Source organism: Leptolinea tardivitalis (assembly GCF_001050275.1).
In the GTDB taxonomy this organism is placed as follows: Bacteria; Chloroflexota; Anaerolineae; order Anaerolineales; family Anaerolineaceae; genus Leptolinea; species Leptolinea tardivitalis.
In genome coordinates, this window is sequence record NZ_BBYA01000002.1 from 235,900 (window position 1) to 257,979 (window position 22,080).

The 22,080-nt window shown below is 46.7% G+C and carries 18 protein-coding genes and 1 pseudogene; 10 read left to right on the top strand and 9 right to left on the bottom strand.

The annotated features are described in order from the left end of the window. Nucleotides 1-27: 27 nt before the first annotated feature. The 3 genes from LTAR_RS02465 to LTAR_RS02475 all read right to left on the bottom strand — a co-directional run bounded on the left by LTAR_RS02465 (nucleotide 28) and on the right by LTAR_RS02475 (nucleotide 4,152). Nucleotides 28-1,050, bottom strand: coding sequence for a M23 family metallopeptidase (locus LTAR_RS02465; RefSeq protein WP_062420573.1), 1,023 nt, complete (start codon nucleotides 1,048-1,050; stop codon nucleotides 28-30). A gap of 86 nt (nucleotides 1,051-1,136) precedes the next feature. Then, nucleotides 1,137-1,853 carry a hypothetical protein gene (locus LTAR_RS02470; RefSeq protein ID WP_062420574.1) on the bottom strand — a complete coding sequence of 239 codons (717 nt, stop codon included), beginning with the start codon at nucleotides 1,851-1,853 and terminating at the stop codon, nucleotides 1,137-1,139. Between the two features lie 82 nt (nucleotides 1,854-1,935). Continuing rightward, nucleotides 1,936-4,152, bottom strand: coding sequence for a WD40 domain-containing protein (locus LTAR_RS02475; RefSeq protein WP_062420575.1), 2,217 nt, complete (start codon nucleotides 4,150-4,152; stop codon nucleotides 1,936-1,938). A 180-nt stretch (nucleotides 4,153-4,332) separates the two neighbouring features. Here LTAR_RS02475 and LTAR_RS02480 point away from each other — a divergent pair, with 180 nt between their 5' ends. Further along, nucleotides 4,333-5,127, top strand: a complete 795-nt coding sequence (locus LTAR_RS02480; RefSeq protein ID WP_062420576.1) for a ParA family protein — start codon at nucleotides 4,333-4,335, stop codon at nucleotides 5,125-5,127. Nucleotides 5,128-5,183: 56 nt separating this feature from the next. Here the strand turns inward: LTAR_RS02480 and LTAR_RS02485 are convergent, their stop codons facing one another. Both LTAR_RS02485 and LTAR_RS02490 read right to left on the bottom strand, forming a co-directional pair. Continuing rightward, entirely contained in the window at nucleotides 5,184-6,506 is a 1,323-nt protein-coding gene (locus tag LTAR_RS02485) for a DUF1015 domain-containing protein (protein WP_062420577.1), read from the bottom strand. Nucleotides 6,507-6,551: 45 nt separating this feature from the next. Then, nucleotides 6,552-7,409, bottom strand: a complete 858-nt coding sequence (locus tag LTAR_RS02490) for a DegV family protein (RefSeq protein ID WP_062420578.1) — start codon at nucleotides 7,407-7,409, stop codon at nucleotides 6,552-6,554. Nucleotides 7,410-7,567: 158 nt separating this feature from the next. Between LTAR_RS02490 and ffh the strand changes: the two genes are divergently transcribed. The 9 genes and pseudogenes from ffh to LTAR_RS02535 all read left to right on the top strand — a co-directional run bounded on the left by ffh (nucleotide 7,568) and on the right by LTAR_RS02535 (nucleotide 18,535). Further along, nucleotides 7,568-8,890, top strand: coding sequence for a signal recognition particle protein (ffh, locus tag LTAR_RS02495; protein WP_062420579.1), 1,323 nt, complete (start codon nucleotides 7,568-7,570; stop codon nucleotides 8,888-8,890). A gap of 102 nt (nucleotides 8,891-8,992) precedes the next feature. Continuing rightward, nucleotides 8,993-9,250 (top strand): annotated as a pseudogene (gene rpsP, locus LTAR_RS02500) (30S ribosomal protein S16); the annotation flags it as partial. Nucleotides 9,251-9,394: 144 nt separating this feature from the next. Continuing rightward, on the top strand, nucleotides 9,395-9,631 hold the full coding sequence (locus tag LTAR_RS02505; protein WP_062420581.1) for a KH domain-containing protein: 237 nt from the start codon (nucleotides 9,395-9,397) through the stop codon (nucleotides 9,629-9,631). Nucleotides 9,632-9,639: 8 nt separating this feature from the next. Beyond that, entirely contained in the window at nucleotides 9,640-10,191 is a 552-nt protein-coding gene (gene rimM / locus LTAR_RS02510; protein WP_062420582.1) for a ribosome maturation factor RimM, read from the top strand. Nucleotides 10,192-10,203: 12 nt separating this feature from the next. Then, a complete protein-coding gene (gene dprA / locus LTAR_RS02515; RefSeq protein ID WP_062420583.1) occupies nucleotides 10,204-11,322 on the top strand; it encodes a DNA-processing protein DprA in 1,119 nt (372 codons plus the stop codon). Further along, entirely contained in the window at nucleotides 11,315-12,409 is a 1,095-nt protein-coding gene (locus LTAR_RS02520; protein WP_062420584.1) for a mannose-1-phosphate guanylyltransferase, read from the top strand. The genes dprA and LTAR_RS02520 overlap by 8 nt, the downstream gene beginning before the upstream one ends. 15 nt (nucleotides 12,410-12,424) lie before the next feature. Continuing rightward, nucleotides 12,425-14,812 (top strand): type I DNA topoisomerase, encoded by a 2,388-nt coding sequence (gene topA, locus LTAR_RS02525; protein WP_062420585.1) that lies wholly within the window; start codon nucleotides 12,425-12,427, stop codon nucleotides 14,810-14,812. 102 nt (nucleotides 14,813-14,914) lie between these two features. Further along, nucleotides 14,915-16,066, top strand: a complete 1,152-nt coding sequence (locus LTAR_RS02530; protein ID WP_062420586.1) for a hypothetical protein — start codon at nucleotides 14,915-14,917, stop codon at nucleotides 16,064-16,066. Nucleotides 16,067-16,234: 168 nt separating this feature from the next. After that, entirely contained in the window at nucleotides 16,235-18,535 is a 2,301-nt protein-coding gene (locus tag LTAR_RS02535; RefSeq protein WP_062420587.1) for a methyl-accepting chemotaxis protein, read from the top strand. Between the two features lie 53 nt (nucleotides 18,536-18,588). On the opposite strand, the gene greA is transcribed toward LTAR_RS02535, so the two are convergent. The 4 genes from greA to mvk all read right to left on the bottom strand — a co-directional run bounded on the left by greA (nucleotide 18,589) and on the right by mvk (nucleotide 22,077). Beyond that, entirely contained in the window at nucleotides 18,589-19,056 is a 468-nt protein-coding gene (gene greA / locus LTAR_RS02540; protein WP_062420588.1) for a transcription elongation factor GreA, read from the bottom strand. Nucleotides 19,057-19,140: 84 nt separating this feature from the next. Further along, a complete protein-coding gene (locus tag LTAR_RS02545) occupies nucleotides 19,141-20,292 on the bottom strand; it encodes a deoxyguanosinetriphosphate triphosphohydrolase (protein WP_062420589.1) in 1,152 nt (383 codons plus the stop codon). 16 nt (nucleotides 20,293-20,308) lie between these two features. After that, nucleotides 20,309-21,115 (bottom strand): isopentenyl phosphate kinase, encoded by an 807-nt coding sequence (locus LTAR_RS02550; protein ID WP_062420590.1) that lies wholly within the window; start codon nucleotides 21,113-21,115, stop codon nucleotides 20,309-20,311. Continuing rightward, nucleotides 21,112-22,077: a mevalonate kinase gene (mvk, locus tag LTAR_RS02555; RefSeq protein WP_062531964.1), complete on the bottom strand. Its 966-nt coding sequence runs from the start codon at nucleotides 22,075-22,077 to the stop codon at nucleotides 21,112-21,114. Before mvk ends, LTAR_RS02550 begins: the two co-directional genes overlap by 4 nt. Nucleotides 22,078-22,080: the final 3 nt, after the last annotated feature.

A 22,080-nucleotide genomic window follows, 5' to 3' on the forward strand; every position in this document is an offset into this window, starting at 1 on the left:
GGGTTGGAGGATGGTTTTCCAAACGGTCTATTTGGCCGCAAGACTTGCTTTAAATAAATCCATCGGATCAAACATCTGGAAAACACCACTTACTCGCCAGTTGCAATAGTTATGCCTGTCTTCTTCGGTAGTAATTGGGTCATAATGTCCCATATTCTTGAATGTGGCACCAGATGGACCGATGCGCATTTCAAGGTGAAGATGTGGGGCACTGGAATAACCGGAATTACCAACATAACCAATAATCTGGCCAATCTGGATGGCGTCTCCCTGTTTGAAGCCGGGAGCGGCAATCATATGTCCATAGAGGGTATACAGGGATTTACTGGATGAATTCCATTGATCTTTCGAAAGATCGGGACAGTTCAATTTATTGTTGATTACAGTTCCAATAGGCTGCGTGGGAATCTTGATGGCATGCAGAATATTTTGTGGGAGTGATTCCAACGGGGTTTCAATCATCAGTGCATACCCATATGGAGGTTTTTCCTCAGAATCAGACATTGAGACTTTACCGGAAAAAACCGACAGAATGGGATTTCCCAGAATGGACTTGTTGCCTCTGCTCCAAAATGCAAAATCTACACCATGATGCCCAGAATCTTCTCCAGGTGGAGGCATTTTAAATTCTTGTGAGATCAGTTCCTGCAAATCTCCAATATTAAAATCTTCCAGCGGGCTGCTGATGGTTAAAGTCTTCACAGCTACTGGTGAAGTATTGTTTGCCATGTTATCGGGTGTAGATTGGGTTGTCGGTTGGCGTGTTGGAGTAATAAAAGGTGTGTTGACAACATCAGGGGTTTTAATTAAACGTGCACCTGACCATTCACTATTTGCTATAGCAGCATCAATCGGTGAGATCGACGGTGTAGCGCCGGGCAAGACCACTGTAGCAGCCGGCAACTGACTTACTTCTTGATTCGTTTGAGGTAAATAAATAAAAACAAATGCTGCCGTGATCATCATTACAAAAACGAATAATTTGATGATGATCAAAGTTACGCCTGTCAGCAAAGGAATTAGGTTTGAGAAATTATCCCTATTGTTCATGAACCCCTGAATACCTGCAAGATTATGTTTTCGGTAGAAGAGAGGCTGACTTGAATTCCGTCAGCCTCTCTTCTGGAATTAGTACATTAGCGTTTTCTGGGAGCCGGTTCGGTAAACAGGTCTCCGGGCGTATCCAGATCATCCACAGGTGGAGGGGGTGGAGTTTCGCGATGGGGAGCTGTGGGAGCAGATTGTGAAGCCACTGGAGCTATGGGGGCTGGAGCTGTAGGTACAGGCATAATAGGAGTTGTTGAACTTACCGGGACTCCAAAAATAGCTGCACGAACCAGAGTTCCCAGTCCGGGGACATTCGCATTCTCAGGAGACCACGGTTCACCGTAGAAGACAGCTCTGACTCTGCCTGAATACAGGAAGATCAAAACGATGATATCCAGGAAGGTCATCAAGGAGTAACCGCAAATGGCGGCAACTGCAACTCCGGTAACAGCTCCTACATCCGGGAGCAGGCTATTAATTACCGGAATACCCGCTCCAAGAAGGAGGAACAGACCGCCTATTGATCCAAACAATGCCAGGAAAACGGCACCCATGCGGGAGCTGTTTTTCAACCGGATTAGTCCTGAACCGATGGATGCATACCATATGCAGAGGACCAGACCAAAAATCGCGCCGATTACCGGCATAAACACAGCCTGTGGATTGGTAGATGCCGTAGCCAGATTGGGGATAATAGCAAAAACGACGGTTGCTGCAGCACCGAGCAAGCAGACAACAGCCAGTAGGAAGTGGTATGATGCCACAAGAATGACACCATCCCATACTGATTTGTCGTTATTATTCATCCTTTATTCCTCCTGTATTGCAGAATCGAAGAATGGCGATTTCAGAATGGCTGTATTTTAACCTGAAATCATTCCATTCCATTTACTGTTTTATCCCATAGAGACGAATTGTCCCATCAGTGGAACCTGCTGCAAGAACCTTACCATCAGACGATAAGGCAAGTTTTGTAAGTGCACCAGGTGTTCCCGGAGTTTCTGTGAGCAAATTACCGCTCGTTATGTCGTAAAACTCAATCCCCTGACCGCCAACTGCAAGGACTTTATTGTCAGATGAAAAAACCAGCGAGTTTGATCCTTTTGTTTGGAGATTGCGCACCATTGTCCACCCGTTGGTTTCCCATATATAGGTGTTGCCGTCTTCGCTTGAGGAAGCTATTTGACTGCCATCGGGACTGAACGTAATACTTCGAACTGCGCGGGAATGTTTTTCAATAGACGCGATCAATTCACGAGTATCGAAATTCCAGATTCGAATAATGCCATCTCCACCAGCGGATGCCAGCATATTGGATCCTTTGCGGAGTGTCAGTTCTATATCACCTTTTGTAAAACCGGTGATGTTATACAAACCCGTTCCAGACGCCATTTCCCACATTTTCAGGGTTATGTCCACCCAACCGCCGGATGATGCCAGACGAGTTCCATCCGAATTGAAAGCTACCGAACGCACGCCGCCGCTGTGACCACGGAGCATATAGACTTTTTGTCCGGTTGAAATATCCCAGATAATGATGGTGTTATCTGCACCTCCAGAAGCCAGGAATCGGCCGTCGGGACTGAAATCAAGTGTGTTAACGTTGCCTACATGACCTTCGTACAAGGCTGTCTGTGTGCCAGTCTTAGGATCCCATAAAGAAATTTTGCCATCCTGATTCCCGGCAGCCAGTACGGTGGCATCTTTGTTGAAAGCCAGTGTCGTGATAGAGTTTGTAAACCCTTTAAATGGAGCTACAAGTGCATCATCCGCCGGCCGCCATAAATGCAGAGTATTCGCACCAATTGCCAACAGGGAAGAATCAGAATTGAATGAGACAGAATTAACTTCACCGGGAACTTTGCTAACAGTCTTCAATAATTTGCCTGTAGCAACATCCCATAAATTGACCGATCCATTCTGCTCACCCGAAACAAGAGAAGCACCATCCTTTGTGAAAACGAGACTGCGTACGCCTGATGTTACCGATGTCAAACGGATTTGCTTGCCGTTGGTAGTATCCCAGAGAATGAAGGTATTGTCATCACTGGCTGTGGCTACAATCTTGGAATCTGGGCTGATAACCACCGCATTGACCGGTTTATAGTGGGCTGTAATTGATATGAATCGTAAACCAGAAGCTACATTCCACATGGACAGAGTTTTGTCTTCAGATCCGGCAACCACGAGCTGACCATCTGGACTGATTTGCATTGTGCGTATGGGATTGCCTGTCCCTTCCAGTTGTTTGATCAATGATCCGTTAGAGGAATTCCAGATGGAAATGTTCCCATCAACACCCGCCCCAAGGATGGTTGTTCCATCAGGACTGTAGGCCAAACTGGTAATACGCACACCTTTTGTATCGATGTTTACTTGAGCTTCACCTGTTCCATACTTCCAGATAATGACGCTATTATCCAATCCGGCTGTAACCAGATGAGAGCCATCTGGACTGATGGCTGCACCGGAGATGCCAGTATTTAGAAATACAGGGTTTACTTCTGTGCCCGTTGATGGATCTAGATAAAAGAAACCTCCGCTGGTGGATGCAAAAAGGTAAGCATTACCAACAGACGAAGGAGCCCATAAAACCTGAGTGATTTTCCCTTTTCCCAATTGACCAACCAGCCTGAGATATGCCAGATTATCCAACCCATACGGCTGATCAGGCAATTGAATGGCTCCCTGAACGCTGACCACATTCACGTTGGCTGCCGGAGCCGGTTGCGTCGGATTTGCTGCGGCTGCCTGTGTGGGTTGAGGCTGAGCAACAGTCGGGGTGGGTTGTACCGGGGTGGGATTTTGAGGAACTGCTGTAGGCACCGGTTGTGATGGCACTGATATAGTCGGTGGTACTTCAGCCGGTTTTGTTGGAACCGGTGTAGGCACAGATGTTTTCTTCCAGAAGAGTGCCAATGGTGTCTTTATAATTTTTGTCTGAGTCGGCCGGGGAGTAACCGGCATTCTCGCTTTGCCGGAAGTTCGAGTCGTTGCGAAAACAAGCATGGCAGCGGCAGAAATGACCAGTGCAATTGAAACAAAAATTTTAATCAGTATGGCAATTGTCAGGGTATTGCTTGAAAAATCCGGACGTTGTTGCAATGATGAGTTCCTCATACGGAAGATGTAGGGAAACCAGACAATACAGAAATTTTCACGTATTGAGATTATAATAGCAGAAATTCTTTCAAGGCAAAATTACGACACTTGCCTTTCACCCCGGCATACAGTTATTCATCAGGAAATCCGTCGGGAATTTATCTGACATGAGGTTCTAGTATTATGATAACGACCTTTACATCCATGAAGGGCGGAACCGGAAAAACGACTATCACGGGGTTGCTTGCCAGCTATATGACACAATTCTACAAGAAACGTGTCATTATTGTAGATATTGATCCCCAGGGGGGAAGTACGACCCTGTTTTGCGGGGGAGAAGCTCGTACAACTATTGATGGAAAAGGCGGTCCCACCGTTTTCAATGTTCTGGAAACCGTCCGCGAAGGCGGCGAAACCCGACAGGTTGTACAGAAATCTCTAATGCGTTCCAAATACAATGAAAATGTCTTTGTAATACCTGCAGATTACCGGGTAACCAGTCTATTAAGTATGGGCGAATCACCGGATATCCTTAAGTATGCTCTTGAAGAAGCCTCTTTCTCAGAGGATCTGATCGTGCTGGTTGACACCGGAACTGCGCCATTCCTTGTTTCAATGGCTATTTCTGCGGCTACTGATAAAGTTTTTGTCCCGTTGATGCTTTCCATGCAAAACCGCAAGCCTACGGCAGATACAATTCAACTTGTTCTGCGTCAACGTAAGCAGCTGGCCGGTATAGTTCCTGTAGGCATTGGCAATGCCAAGTGGGAAGAAATGACTATCGAAAGCTGGAATGAAAGTTTGAAAAATAATCCTTTGCTTTCCAATGCCAGAATTCTTTCCGGAATTCCGTACTCAAAAACACTCGTACGCAGTGAGTGGGTTGACCAGGTTTTTCCCGACCGGCTTACGCCGGTGTTCGCTGAGCTTAGTTCCATTCTTTTGAATGGACGAGCCCATACGGATATTGAACAATAGAGTATTTCAACAGGAAAATTACACAAAACGTCGGGAGTACTCCCGACGTTTTTTTGTCATTTTGTAATTTTTCTAGCCTCGAGATAAAAACGTTTTTCCCGGGCTTCACCCATGGAAAAAGTTTTTCGGGGGAGAGCGCCGTCCAGAATGACCGTGCGGAATAATTCTCCTTTAGACATTGCTGGCAAATAAAAACCCACATGAGAAGGCTGCGCACTCAGGTTTGACAGAACATCGTCGCCATGGACGTAATCAATTTTCACTGTATTTGCAGTTTTTAACCATGAGTCCAAAAAGGCTTGCAACGTTCCCACTGGCAGGTTTGACTCCGGCTGCATGACCTCAGCCACCAGGAAGTTGTCGGCAGTCAACATCCCGAAGCATTGAGAAAAACCGCTATGTTCTTTGATTTTTGTTTTCATCGTCTGCATAGAATCCACGGTTTCTGTTTTTAACCGGGCACCATAGAACGCGTGCATTCCAGCCAATACGGTTTCAGGATTTGCCCCGGCTAGAATCCGGTGAATAGGTTCAAATACCAGAGCCGGATCATGTAAGTTTTCCAGTTCAATCAAAGCATACCGTGACGGATGGTCCATTCCAAGTTTTGCCTTATTCATTTCCCATACAGATTTTGCTGTTGCCAGAGAATGGTTCCCATCACCGACAGCATAAAGGAGGACTCCTTTTTCCGGTCCCACACGGTACTTTTTCTGGAAATTAGCCGGTTTTGCCAGGTTTTCCAATGCCGCCACCAAAGCCTCTTCTATCTGAGGATTGGTTACTTTCCATCCGCGGATATGACCGCTTTCCAACATCAAATCAAAGTCATAGACAGTTGGAGTCGATTCCACTGCTTCAATCACAGGTTCAATCACGGTTTTTTCAGGATCGTCTATCAAAACCAGAATATGCGGCAGTTCCAGTGATGCTTTTTGACGAATTTTTATCCGAGGAGGCAGCCGGTCAAGGATGGTGCCTTCGGTTGCCCGGATCATGGTTTGTGAACCGCGGTTGAAATCATATTTTTCGAGATCAAGGGCGAGGATCAGTCCTTTACGTTTGGCAGAACCCACAGTCCGTTCAACAGCAATCATTCCTTCAAAACTGGCGAATACTGATTGTTGCAGATATGCCTGCATATGGTAATAGGTTGACTCTATCCGGGATTGTTCATCTTCTTTCCCCAGGAATACTTCTGGAAGGATCAGGTTTAATGTTGAGGGAGAATCTCCCACTATTTTCTTTACTTCTTCCCAGTATTCAGGTTGAGATGTGAACTGGTCACAGGCAATAACCGCCCATTTCTGTAAGTCAATACCAGATTTCGGTATGAGAATATCCGGAATCTGTAAACCTACCGATGGGAACGTATGCATGAATGCGCCTCCAGGAAATATGTATTTTCCTGGATTGTAACAAATTTACATACCAGCCATGTAAGCAATCCCGACAGTACCTGGCCCAGTGTGAGTTCCAATTACCGGGCTAACCTCTGAAATATAGGCTTCATCTACATCACTGATTCCAAAATGATTGCGGGCTTTTTCTAACAACATGGCAGCATTTTCAGGATCATTTGCATGAATAGTCGCAAGGCGAATGGGTGTGCGTGAATCAATCCGCTTAATGGTTAATTCCAGCATTCTGTCCAGGGCTTTATTGATATTACGAACGCGTTCCACAGCGTCCACCCGCCCGTTTCGTACTTCCAGAATGGGTTTCAGGTTGAGGGCAGTGCCCAGGAAGCGGGCGGCGCCGCCAATACGGCCACCTCTATGAAGAAATTCCAGTGTGGATGCCGTAAATAAGACACCGGTGTGGTCACGAGCTTGGCCGGCTACAGCTATACATTCGTTCAATGATGCTCCCATGGCTGCAGCGCGTGCGGCTGCTAATACCTGGAAACCCATGGCCATGGCCGTCGTGGTGGAATCGAATAATTCAATCCGAGCTCCGGGCAATTGCGCTTTCGCCTGGGTGGCAGAATCTAAAGTGCCGCTTAATTTCTGGGAGATATGGATGCTTAAAACATCATAGTTCTCGCGAATAAGATCCTCATATAATGACAGGAAAGCTGCCGGTGTCACTTGTGACGTGGATGGCATCGATTTGGATGTTGACAGACGTTGATAAAAATCCTGCGTTTTGATCTCAATACCATCGAGATAACTCTTTTCGTCCCAAATGACCTGCAGCGGAGTAATAAAAACCGGGTATTTCTTAATTAACTCATGGGGAATATTGGCGGTGCTATCTGTAACGATGGCTACTTTCGACATATTACGTCTCCTTGTAATACTAAAAACATATCAATATCAATTCTCATAAAGCCATAACCCTGATGATAGGTTTTCGTTGCAAAAATAACTATTTGCAATTGAATGTAATATTTAAGGGTATACTTGTCGTTCTTTGATCTGCTACACTTGAGATTGATATGTTTGAATCGCTGACTGACCGTCTGAACCAGGTTTTCACACAGTTGCGCCGCAGAGGTAAACTCTCGGAAGCAGATGTTGATGCTGCTCTTCGCGAAGTTCGACTGGCTTTACTGGATGCGGATGTTCATTATTCTGTGGTTAAAAAATTTACCGCTGGTGTTCGTGAACGGGCTGTGGGGGCAGAAGTCTCCCGTGCCTTGAATCCGGCCCAGCAGGTTATCAAGATCGTTCATGAGGAATTGATTTCCACCCTCGGAGAACCGGAACGGTTGAATCTGACCGGCGAGAAACCCCGGGTGATCATGCTCGTGGGTTTACAGGGTTCGGGTAAAACCACCGCAGCAGCCAAACTGGCCCGGTTATTGCGTTCACAGGGTGAACGCGTATTACTGGCAGCGGCTGATCCATACCGGCCGGCTGCGGTTCAACAACTGGTAACACTCGGTGGGACAGTGGGAGTTGAAGTTTTTACCGATTCTCGATTAAACCCCCCCGAACTGGTTCAAAAGGCTTACGAACAGGGAATTAAGGGCGGATATTCGATTCTGATTGCCGATACAGCCGGCCGTTCTCAGATGGATGATACTCTAATGGATGAGTTGAAAGCCATCACCAGGAAGGTCAAACCAGCGGATATTCTGCTGGTGGTAGATTCGATGGTCGGCCAGGAAGCATTGCATATTGCAGAGGGTTTTCGAGACACCGTTACCCTCACGGGTCTGATTTTAACAAAGATGGATGGTGATGCCCGGGGAGGCGCAGCCATTTCCATTCGAAGCGTCACCGGTGTCCCTATCAAATTCCTGGGTGTGGGGGAAGGAATCGATGCGCTTGAAGTGTATGATCCCCGCCGTCTCGCCTCCCGAATCCTGGGGATGGGTGATGTCATCGGGTTGATTGAAAAGGCGGAAGCCGCTTTTGATCTGGAAGGAACACAGAATCAGGCTGCCAGGATGATGTCAGGTAAATTCTCTTTGGAGGATTTTGCCGCTCAGATGAAGCAAATTCGGAAAATGGGACCCATTTCTCAGATTTTCGATATGCTTCCGGGCAATCTTGGAAAAGTTGCCCAACAAGTGTCTCCACAAGATGCAGAAAAGCAATTAAAATTGACAGAAGCGATCATCAGTTCGATGACTCGGGAAGAACGACGGGAACCGGATATTCTGAATGCCAGCCGCCGACGGCGGATAGCCAGGGGTTCTGGTGTGGATGTGCAGGATGTCAACCGGGTAATGAAGAACTTCCGTGAAGCTCAAAAATTGATGAAAACGCTGCAAAAGACAGGTGGGAGGGGACTTCCGAAAATCTTCGGATAGGTATCTCCCCCGGGTAGCGCCCCTTCAGCGTTCCTCGCCCGGAAACGATACACCCGATCCCTGAAATTACTATTTACGTTCCGAAATAAGGAGATTTTTTCGATGGTTCGCATTCGTTTACGCCGTACAGGTCTTAAGGGCCAGGCCAGCTACCGGGTGATTGTTGCTGATAAAGAAGCACCCCGCGATGGACGTTTTATTGAAATTCTGGGTTCCTACAATCCCCGAACTGAACCCTTCACCCTGGATATCAAAGAAGATCGTGTCTATGATTGGATGAGCAAGGGTGCACAACCCAGCGAATCTGTCGTCAAGTTATTCAACAGCACCGGTCTGATGGCCCGGTTTGCCCGCTATAAAGCCGGTGAACCTGTTGAAACCCTGCTGGCCGAAGCCAAAGCAGCGGCAGAATCCCGCCATATCAGCACAAAGACCACCAGGAAAGCTGCCTAGTCTTTCTATCGGATTTCGATCCGAATCTTACTAGCCTGTCATGGGGAGACCATGAAAGAACTGATTGATTACATTGCCAAGTCGTTGGTAGATGATCCAGACCAGGTCAAGGTGACCCAGGAACGGGTGGGCGGCAAGATTCGCCTTGAGTTGCATGTCGCCAAAGATGATATGGGCAGGGTTATCGGAAAGAGCGGCCGCGTTGCCAATGCCATGCGTATATTATTGCGCGTGTCTGCTGCCCGTGAAGGCAAGCAGGCTTCATTGGATGTAATCGAGCCGCGATAACCTGGCACATGATGACCAGATTACAAAATCGGATGGGAAAATCAGGCTCGCCTGTCAAAGGTGAGCCTGACTATGTTTTGATTGGGAGACTCCAACGAGCTCATGGCGTTGCCGGAGAAATCGTTCTGGGATTGTCTACAGATTTCCCAGAACGAATAAAAAGTGGAAAAGTCATTTATCTGGGACGGGACCATTGGCCGCGGAAAATATCTGGTGCCAGACAGTTTCATGAAAATTTATTGATCACCATGGAGGGGGTGTATAACCGTGAAGAGGCATCTGAATTAACCAATATGGAAGTATTTGTCAGGACGAGCGATTTACCGTCGCTGCCTGATGGACGTTTTTACCACCATCAACTAATCGGGTTGAAAGCAATTCGAGAAGATGGCACACCTATTGGTGAAATTCGGGAAATAATGGAGACAGGTGCCAATGATGTTTATGTGGTAGTCGATACGAATGGCCATGAAACACTTCTTCCAGCTATTGATGGTGTAATTGGTCCAATTGACCTTGATAAACGAACCATGGTTGTTAACCCGCCAGAGTGGGAGTGATATTAACCGGGTATGGATGACCGGATTTTCTGGATTGGTTTCACTTATGTAAAAGGTATAGGGGCAGTCCGCTTTCGCGGGCTACTCGAGGCCTTCCAATCCATGCAAACTGCGTGGAACGCATCTGCCAGTCAATTAATGGAAGCTGGATTGAGTCAAAAAATTGTTGAGAATTTTCAACAGGTCCGCAGACAAATTGATCTGGATTTGATCTGGAAAAACATACAGAAAGACGGGATCAATGTGATCATCTGGGATGATGATCTGTATCCCAGACGATTGAAAGAAATTGACCAGCCGCCTCCCGTTCTCTATACTCTGGGTGATCTGACAGTTCAAGATGAATGGGCAGTTGCCATCGTGGGAACACGACGGATGACTGGATACGGCCGTCAGGTAACAGAAGAACTGGCTGAACTTCTGGCCAGGCACGGGGTAACGGTGGTGAGCGGACTGGCGCGGGGTGTGGATGCATCGGCACATCAAACCTGTTTGACTCACGGCGGTCGGACAATTGCCGTACTGGGTAGCGGTGTAGATCGTATTTACCCACCGGAACACCGTAAACTGGCTGAAGACATTGCTAAAAATGGTGCTGTAATTAGCGACTATCCTCCAGGTGCACCTCCAGAAAGCAATAATTTTCCACCACGTAACCGAATAATTTCCGGGCTTTCACGTGTGGTTGTTGTGATTGAAGCCGGAATCACAAGCGGCGCCCTGATCACATCCACATTTGCTGCAGAACAGGGGCGTGATGTTTTTGCGCTGCCTGGCAGCATTTATGCCAACCAATCAAAGGGAACAAACCGACTGATCCAACAGGGGGCTCGTCCTTTGATCGATGTGAAGGATGTTTTGGATGCTTTGAACATCGAACAGGTACAGGAATACCGGCAGGCCCGGCTTGAATTACCCGGCGATCCAAGAGAACAACAAATTATGGATAACCTGGGTTATGAGCCGGTTCATATTGACGACCTGGGTAATGCCACGGGCTGGGGGATGGATACATTAACCGCCACACTTACCATGATGGAATTGAAAGGTTTGGTCAGACAGGTTGGCGGAATGAACTATATTCTCGTAAAAGAAAAAAGCATACTATATCAGGTAGACAATCATGATTGATCATCTTTATGCCGTCATAATGGCTGGCGGTGGAGGGACGCGGTTATGGCCGCTATCTCGACGCAGTCATCCTAAACAAATGCTGGCGATCAGCGGAGAAAAAACCCTGTTTCAGATCGCTGTAGACAGGTTGAGCGGTTTGCTTTCACCGGAGCAGATCTATATTGTTACTGTTGAGGAACAGGCAAAAGAGCTGAGCCGGCAAAAACCAGAAATTCCATGGGAAAATTTTCTTCTAGAACCTATGCCTAAAGGGACAGCTTCGGTTGTGGCATTGGCTGCGCAGGCTATCCAACTTATAGATCCAGATGCTGTTATGGTAGTTTTAACCGCCGATCATTACATTCAGAATGTGGAACATTTCCACCGGTTAATTTCCTGTGGGAATAAAGTAGCAGAAGAAGGTTTTCTTGTAACCCTCGGAATTGAACCGCAATATCCGGCAACCGGATATGGTTATATCCAGAGGGGAAATTCTCTGGGTGAATATGACGGACTCCCGTATTATCAGGTGAAAAAGTTCAAAGAAAAACCCAATGAAGATCTTGCCCGCGAATTTATCGAACGGGGAGATCATGATTGGAATTCTGGAATGTTCTTCTGGCGAGCAGATCGGATTCTGGAAGAAATTTCCAACCTGATGCCAGAGTTGTTTTCGATCATTTCCACAATACAAAAAGCCTGGAAGACAGATAGACGAAATCTCGTATTGAAAGAATACTGGGAAAAAATTCATCCTGAAACAATTGACTATGGTATTATGGAAAAAGCTTCCCGGGTGGCCTGCATTCCGGCCCGAAATCTGGGATGGAATGATGTGGGCAGTTGGGAATCGTTGTTTGATGTTCTTCCGGTTGATGAGACGGGAAACATTAATCTGGCAAAAGATGTATTCTTAGAAGATTCTACAGGTTCATTGATTGTAAGTTCAAGTAAGGCAGACAGGTTTATCGCCGTTATTGGTATTGAAGATATTGTTGTGGTTGATACGCCTGATGCTTTACTGGTTTGTAAAAAAACTGAAACACAGAAAGTTAAACTCATTGTTGATTACCTGAAAAAGAATGGTAAACAGCAATTATTGTGAGTGGAGTTTTGTTCATTGGAAGCCTATTGCGTTCGTTGTAAAGAGAAAAGAGAAATTCAAAATCCAGAAGCTGGATTTACAGTAACTGGAACTCCCATCACGCGGGGGACATGTGCTGTATGTGGAACGAAATTAGCCCGCATGGGTGCAACTGATGCCCATACCGGGTTGGAAAAACCTGCTCCAGCTCCACGTAAACCTCGTGTTGGAAAAGCTGTCAAATCTTCTACTGGAAAAACTGCAGGGAAGAAGAGTGGAAAGACCTCAAAACTAGAAGAAACCCGCCGTGTAGGGAAGCTGGTTATTGTTGAATCACCGGCCAAAGCAAAAACAATTGGCCGATTCCTGGGAAATGGTTATACGGTTCGAGCCTCCATTGGTCACGTACGTGATCTTCTGCGTTCAAGCCTTTCTGTTGATGTGGAACATGATTTTGCCCCCAAGTACCGGGTGCCCAATGAGAAACGACAGATCGTTAAAGAATTGAAATCGCTGGCGAAGAATGCAGAAGCCATTTATCTGGCCACAGACCCTGACCGTGAAGGGGAAGCTATTGCCTGGCACCTGCTGGAATCGGCCGAAATGCAGCCAGAGATTTCTCACCGGGTTGTATTCCACGAAATCACCGAACCCGCTATTGCCGAGGCATTTGCCCATCCAAGATCGATAGATACCAGTCTAGTGGATGCTCAGCAGGCCCGGCGCATTCTGGACCGCCTCGTTGGCTATAGTCTGACACCACTTCTCTGGGAAAAGGTGCGCGGACGGTTGTCTGCTGGACGGGTGCAATCCGTTGCCCTGCGGTTGATTGTAGAACGAGAACGGGAAATCGAGGCATTCAAACCGGATGAATACTGGACGATTGGTGCCGAGTTTACTCCTGAAGGTATGCGAACAAAATATCTTTCACGGTTCTACAGGTTGGATGATGAAGAACCAGTCTTACCTAAGGAAGAAACCGTAAACGGCTTAATCCATGATATGGAAAAAGCTGATTATTCCATATCAAAAATCAAGAAAAGTGAACGCCGAAGAAAACCAGCCCCACCATTTACCACCAGCACCCTGCAACAGGAAGCCTCACGCAAGCTGGGTTTTACAGCACGGCGGACGATGGCAGTGGCACAGCAGTTATATGAAGGTGTGGCTATTGATGGAGCAGGCACGATCGGCCTCATCACGTATATGCGTACCGATTCAACCAACGTTTCTGAACTGGCACAAAATGAAGTACGCAAATTCATATCCAGTCAATATGGTGCTGACTTCCTGCCGGAAACGGCACCGCAATACAAAACACGGTCAATCGGAGCACAGGAAGCGCATGAAGCTGTCAGGCCAACTTCTGTATTACGTAGACCGGATGATGTTAAGGACCAGTTAACCCCGGAACAATTCAAACTCTATCAGTTGGTCTGGCTGCGTTTTGTGGCTTCTCAAATGGAAGAGGCCGTCTATGATACCGTCACAGTGGATATTACTGGCAAGACACCATCCCATGAATATACATTCCGTACGTCCGGGCAGACGGTAAAATTCCCCGGTTTTCTGGTGGTATATGAAGAATCCAGAAACGAAGATAGGGAACGAGACGAAGATGAGAATCAAAAGGTTCCTGCCGGATTAGAAGAGGGACAGAAGCAGCACTTGAATCGGCTGATTCCAGAACAACATTTCACCCAACCGCCTCCGCGGTATACCGAAGCGTCTCTGGTGGCAGCTCTTGAAGAAAATGGAATTGGCCGGCCTTCAACATATGCACCTACGATTTCTACTATTCAACAACGTGGATACGTAGTACGCGAAAATAAACGACTCTTTCCAACAGATACAGGGATTCTTGTGACCGATTTGCTTGTTGAACATTTTCCGGATGTCGTGGATGTTCAATTTACGGCATCCATGGAATCTGACCTGGACAAGATTGCATCACATGACATGAACTGGGTGGACGTTGTCCGTCAATTCTATGGCGGGTTTGAAGAAGAAGTGGAACGCGCCCGTAAAGAGATGCCTGAAGTTAAAACCGAACCGGAAAAAATCGACCGTCCGTGTCCGGTCTGCGGAAATGATCTTGTGATCCGCTGGGGGCGGTATGGGAAATTCATTTCCTGCAGTACATACCCGACATGCAAACATACAGAGCCATTTCTTGAGAAGATCGGTGTAACCTGCCCGGAAGATGGTGGTGACCTGGTCGAACGGAAATCCCGGAAAGGCCGGTTTTTCTATGGATGCGCTAATTATCCCAAATGTCAGTTTGTTTCCTGGAAGAAACCCGTTCCGCAGCCCTGCCCAAATTGCGGCGGTTTGCTGGTGGTAGCCAACAAACGGGAGTTTCAATGTCTGACCTGCAATGAGACCTTCCTGCAGGAGACCGTGACAGAAGGTAAATCCGACTAGGCATACTATTTGCAACCATCCGAAAGACATATCCTTGGCGATGCGAACTCTGATCGCGGAGGAAAGGATTACCAGCAACCCTCGAAGTAGGAGCGTGGACGGATGGATAAAATACTTGAGCGGCTCAAAAACCCTCTTTATGCAGGCCTCGCAGGTTTTCTTGCCGGCCTGATTGTGGGTTTGCCCATTCTTGGATGGTTGGTCTGGCCGGTGCAGTGGACGGATGCAGCCCCCCAGCATTTGCGTAAAGACCTGCAGGTAGATTATTTACGGATGACAATTGATTCCTTTAAACGGAACGAAGATGAAGGATTATTGCAGAAGCGGTGGCAGGATCTCGGTTCAGCCGGTCAAACAGCATTGAAAGCCCTGGCAGCTGACCCTGGAACTTCAAACCCTAAAGAAATTGAAGAACTGGCCTTGCTGGTTCAGGCTCCGGTTCCGGCGATTAAGGAAAACACAAAAACGCAGCCTGCCGAAACAAAAGGAAAAGCAGAAGCCCCCAAATCTTCTGAGGCTACCAAACCTGCTGCTAATGCGGAGCAACCTCTGTTACCGGAAGCCTCGAAACCTGCCGCGGCTTCATCCAGCTTGAAAGATAAACTGCCGCTGCTTCTAGGTGTCATGTGTACGTTGACACTCATCGTGGCGGGTTTACTGGTGTATCTATTGCTGAAGAGAAAGAAAACCACCGAAGGTGAAGAAGAATCGGAAGAAGCCGAAGGTTATACTGGCAGTGAGATGGAATATGTGGCTGAAGAATCGACAGGCGGTTCTATGACAGGTGCGTCGAAGAAACGTGCCAGTTCTGACCAGGAAGAACCTCCGGTTGTGCAGTTCATGACCACTTATATGCTCGGTGATGATCTGTATGATGATTCTTTCAGTATTGATGCTCCTACCGGAGAGTTCCTGGGTGAATGTGGTGTGGGTATTTCTGAAACAATCGGAGTTGGCGACCCGAAAAAGGTGACAGCATTTGAAGTCTGGTTATTTGACAAGAATGATATTCAGACTGTAACGAAAGTACTGATGTCAAATCATGCATTCAATGACCCCAACATTCGCCAGAGATTGCTGGCCAAAGGTGAACCTCAACTGGTGGAACCCGGGAAGCGTATACTTCTCGAAACGGCTTCACTTCAGATGGAAGCCCGGATCGTAGATGCCAGTTATGGCGGCGGTGCCATGCCCACCAATAGCTATTTTGACAGGTTAACACTCGAACTGGCCGTCTGGCCGAAAAACGCATGATAAATCCTGCTCTCGAAAGAAGCTGTCTGATCAATTGAATGGTCAGACAGCTTTTTTATTCATTTTAATGTTCGTCAAAAAACATCGTATTTATGTTGGATTTATTGTTTAAGCATAGTTCATTGACTAACATGGTAACGATACTATCAATATTGTTGGGAGGGTTTTATGAAGAGCAAATCAAAGAATATTCTGACAGATTCTTTACGTGGAAAACAGATGCTATTCATGCTTCTGGTGGCACTGGTTCCACTTTTGGCTGTCTGCTTGATCGTTTATTTCCAGAGTCAACAATCAATTACGGATTCAAAGACCGATGAGCTTCAAAAGCTCACCAACATTAATAAAACTACAATTCAAGATTGGTTAGTGGATCGGGAAAAGGATATTGTGGTTTTGGCAAATGATGCACGTGTGCAATCTATGGAACACGATCAGGCCAAAACGGCATTGGATGTCTATTTTAAAGAGTGGGGAAGATACGAATCGATGTCCATAATTGGTATGGATGGGAAGAGTATTGCTGAATATGATGATAGGCCAGTAGATGTTTCTGACAGGCAGTATTTTAAAGATGCGATCACAGGGAAGAATATTATTTCACAACCTGTTTTTTCTAAAGCAACCGGGAACTTAATACTGGTGATTGCTATTCCGATTAAAGTGAATGGGAATGTGGTCGGAATCGCGAACGCGACTGTGCCGACACAGTTTATTTCCACATTAATGAAAGCCTCAGCTCTCGGAAATACAGGCGAAGCCTACCTGATTAACTCTGATGGATTTTTCATAACCCCATCACGAAATGTAGATGTTCTACTCAGCCAGAAGCGTATTCAAAAACTTGCAGAACTTGAGCTGAAAATTGATACATATGGGGCAAAACAGGTTTTGGCGGGCAATGAAGGTACTTCAACTTATACCAATTACATGGGGAAAACAGTCATTGGATCGTATGCATGGCTGCCAGACCAAAAATGGGGGATTCTGGTTGAACAGGATTCAGATGAAGCTTTAGACCAGGTATATTCATTGCGAAATGTAATGATTATTTCAATTGTTCTGGCAATATTGTTAATCATTTTTGTGGCGAATTACTTCTCGAATCGCATAGCCAATCCAATTATTAAACTGACAAAAATAGCCGAAGACATGTCCAGGGGCAATATAGATCAGAATGTTGATTATTCATCGAAAGATGAAATTGGACGGCTTGCCGATTCTTTTAGAAACATGATCTTATTTCAAAATCAAATGGCCGATTCGGCTACTCAGCTAGCCAAAGGGGACCTAACTACTACTGTTACCCCGCAGTCAGAAAAAGATCGTCTCGGTATTGCATTCCAGCAGATGGTGACTAACCTTCGCGATGCCATCGGTGAGGTTGCTTCTAATACCCACAATCTTAATCAAGCTTCTTCTCAATTAGCCCAGGCTTCCAACCAGGCTGGTCAGGCAACATCACAGATTGCATCGACCATCCAACAGGTCGCCCGCGGGACTTCTCAACAGACAGAAGCTGCCACACATTCCGCTGCCTCTGTTGAACAACTACGGCGAGCCATCGATAATGTCTCAAAAGGTGCCCAGGCACAGGCTGAAGCAGTAGCCAAGATGGCTGCTTTGACAGGATCGCTCTCTGCATCCATCCAGCAGGTGGCGGGGAACGCCAATGCTGTTTCGATTGAGTCCAATAAAGCCGCGTCAGCTGCCCGTGAAGGTTCTTCAACAGTCACAGAAACAGTTCAAGGCATGGAAACTATTCGGGAAAAGGTAGGCTTTTCTGCACAGAAAGTACAGGAAATGGGCAATCGATCTGATCAGATTGGGGCCATTATTGAAACAATTGATGACATTGCTTCACAAACCAATCTGCTGGCGCTCAATGCGGCTATTGAGGCTGCCCGTGCTGGAGAGCATGGAAAAGGTTTCGCCGTTGTAGCTGATGAAGTTCGGAAATTGGCAGAACGGTCAAGTTCAGCCACAAAAGAAATTGCCTCATTAATAAAAGGCATCCAGGATACTGTCGCAGAAGCCGTAAAAGCCATGAATGAAAGTGCTGCAGAAGTCGAAACCGGCGCTGATCGCGCCTCCAAAGCCGGCTCTGCTCTTGAAAACATTCTTCAAGCTGCAGAAGCTGTAAATCAGCAAGCTCAACTGGCGGCAGACGCGGTTTCGAAGATGGGTGGTCTTTCCAATGATCTGGTGGCAGCAGCCGATGATGTCTCTGCCATTGTCGAAGAGAACACCGCCGCAACAGAAGAGATGGCAGCTGGCTCAACTGAGATTACCCAATCCATTGATAATATTGCCTCAGTAAGTGAAGAGAACTCCGCCGCTGTAGAAGAGGTATCGGCATCGGCTGAAGAGATGAGTGCACAGGTGGAAGAAGTAACGGCTTCTGCACAATCTCTATCAGAAATGGCGGATCATTTACAGGCGACTGTTGACAGGTTTAAATTGAATTGAAAAAAACATAAAAAAAGAGGCTTCCTCAAAATTTTAAAGGAAGCCTCTTCTTTTTATTCAATCGCGATAATTTTGAACTGAATTATTCCACCGGGTGTATCTGCTGTAGCAATATCACCAATGCCTTTTCCGAGCACAGCTTTCCCGATCGGTGATTCGTGGGAAATGCGATTCTTCTTTGGATCCGCCTCTTTTGGACCTACTACCTGGTATTTTTCTGCCGGGTAATTACCTTCCTGTATGGTGATATGGGCACCAATATTAACAACGGTGCGACCGGCAGACGATTCGTCAATGATCACAACATTTCGAAGGGTTCTTTCCAGGTCTTGAATTTTACCTTCCAGGAAACCCTGTTCTTCTTTTGCGCTGATGTAATCTGCATTTTCTGAAAGATCACCCTGTTGAATGGCGGCGCGAAGCCTTGCTGAAAGGGCTTCCCTTTCGGGTCCTTTCAACCGGGCTAATTCTTCCTGCATTTTCGCATAACCTTCTTCCGTTAAGTACGATACATCTTCCATCTTCAAATCTCCTATAGGGCTACAGGGACTAATTTTACCCCATGAAAAGGGGAAGATGGAAAAAATTAATATTCAGGAGTTTACTTATGGAAGACAGTTCGGATCAAACAAACGTTGATATTCATCAACAGCGAACCGGTCCGTCATTCCGGCAATGTAATCACAAACTGCTCGTTCAAGTCCACGTTCTGAAACCAGCAATTGTATATGGTTGGGAAGGACGGATGGTTCATCGACATACATATTGAATATACGGGTCAGGATATTCTCTGCTTTAACTTGCATTCGGACGACCCGGTAATGTTTATACAGATTCCTGTACAGAAAATCTTTTAATTGCCGGTTTCTTTGAATCATTTCTTCATCCAAACCCACCACGTTGTAATCGAGCCTTTGCAATTCTTCCACACTGGTTACAGCACTCTGGCGAAGTTTTTCTACTGTATGATCTACGAGTGCTGAAACTTCCATCCCGATCAGTTTACGGATCAGACGATGGCGTGTGAGATCATCCAACCGGTCGTTTTTAATCTGTAATGTGCTCAATAAGATTTCCCAGAGCTCAATCCCGGAAAGCATATCTTCGTTGATCATTCCTGAACGCAGGCCGTCATCGAGATCGTGGGCTGTGTACGCCATTTCATCAGCCGCATTGGTGATCTGGGCTTCCAATGAGCCTCGAAGTTCGGGATTAAAATCCGATGCATCTGAAAGGTCATATTCGGTTTCATGTTTGACGATCCCTTCCCGGACTTCCCAGGTGAGATTCAGGCCGTCAAAATCTGGATATCGTTTTTCGAGTTTGGTAACGATTCGAAGGGAATGCTTATTGTGGTCGAAACCGCCATGATCTTTCATTAATCTGGCCAATGTGGATTCACCGGAATGACCGAAAGGTGGATGTCCCAGATCATGGGCAAGGCAAATGGCTTCGACCAGGTCTTCGTTAGCACCAAGGGCACGAGCGATCGTTCGGCCAATCTGGGTTACTTCCAGTGTATGGGTCAGGCGTGTTCGGTAATAATCACCTTCAAAATTGAAGAAAACCTGGGTCTTATATTCCAACCGTCGGAATGCGGTTGTGTGGAGAATACGATCCCGGTCTCGTTGAAAGCAGGTTCTGTAGGGAGGTTCTTCCTGAGGGTATTGCCGTCCGCGTGAATCTTTACTACGGATGGCATACGGTGCCAGATTCCGATCTTCTTGTTCCTGTAAGATTTCGCGCGTGAATAGCATGTGCCACTCCTTCGAACTATTCTGAATGTAATAAAGTACCGGAAGGACCACCTATCAAGGCATCATACACAGAATGATCATCCAACCCACTGGTAATCGTGATTCGGGTTTTAGGCTGACGCTGCAGAACATCCATCATAATGGCAACTTTTTTTGCCATTCCGCCCGTTACATCCATGCCTACTGAACCTTGAACCGAAGCGGATGTTTCCGCATATTGCCGCGGGGTGAGTGATTCAGCCAGCTGTGTATTGGTTGGAAAATCCTGCCAGACACCTGGCTCACGTGAAGCAAGAATGATCTGATCTGGGTGTAGTTCGTCTGCCAGCAAAGAAAATATCTCTTCCGTGGAGAGGATCGTCCCACCGATTGCACGGTCAAATATTACATCTCCATTTACGACTGGAATAAGGTTATGTTGTAAAGCATTTCGTATTGGTTCTTCAAAAAAGCTGATTGGTTTTCGGTGCTGTGTGATCACCCAGGTGGAAGGGGGGAAGGCCATAACGGGCAGACCGGCATCAAGAAATGCGTGAATCACCAATTCATTGAGCTGCCGGGCATCATCCCACACTTCAGCGAATCCCAACCAATCTTTCGGTGAACTTACCCCATTCCGGGTATCATAAGTCTGGCCAGAAAAATGGCCAAAACTGCCAGACCCATGCCCCAGAACCAGATGCATATCTGGAATCTCAGAATATGCTTTGGCAATTTGTTGCACAAGATTTTCGATGTTTTTCGGTAAGGCTGTGCGTGCACGTGATTTATTGGTAATGGCCGCTCCACCCAATTTTACAAAGATCAATGGTGACGATTTCATATCCCTCCCTTATTGTCAGCCAGAGAAAAAGAAAACACTCGGACAGCGCCGATTGCGTTCAATGCCTGGCTAACGGGTTTGGTGGTTTCAGTGGTACAAAGAGCTATCATGTTTCCACCACCTCCAGCTCCGATCAATTTGGCAGCCAGAGCTCCGGCTGTGATGGCTGTTTTTACCAACCGGTCAAGCGAAAATGACGAGACTTCCATTGCCTGAAGCAGCCGGTGGTTTTCATTCATGGTCATTGCGAGAGTATTGATATCACCAATTTCGATGGCCTGGTGAGCCTTATCCACGAGATTTTCTATTGAATCGAAAATTCCCTGGTAGCGTTCTTTGTCTTGCTCATACCGTTTTCGAACACCATTTACCATTGTACTGGTGGCTGAATTAATCCCGGTATCGGCTATCACAAGATGAATTGGCGTGCCGACTTGGACCATTTTCATCGGAGTATTGCGCTTGAAGTAAATCGGTTGTTCGTAGGTGATCACCGTGTTATCCACTCCGGATGGGTTACCGTGATGAATTTTTTCCACCTCAAACGCCAGCGCATTGACAGTTTCGGCTGGCAATGCTTGACCATCAAGACAGGTTGAAAGGGCACGAATCAGGGCGCAACTTACGGCGGCTCCAGATCCCATTCCGCCACCTATTGGCAGGGCTGAGTTGATGCGGATCATCATGCCTGAAAAGGTTTTCGTTGTACACCTGTCTTTTGTCAGGTCAATGGCCAGGCGCAGTGGATTTTCAAACGGCAGGTCTTTAACGTTTTTATACAGCCTGACGACAGGTGAATCAATCCAAATTTCATTATCAGGGCAACGGAATTTTTCAATCGTCACTTCCACCCGTAGTTGGGATACCGGAATGGCGATGGCCGGTTTCCCGTAGACTACAGCATGTTCTCCCAGAAGTATGGCCTTCCCTGGAGCGGTGGCGGTGGAGAGGTATTCTGTCATTTT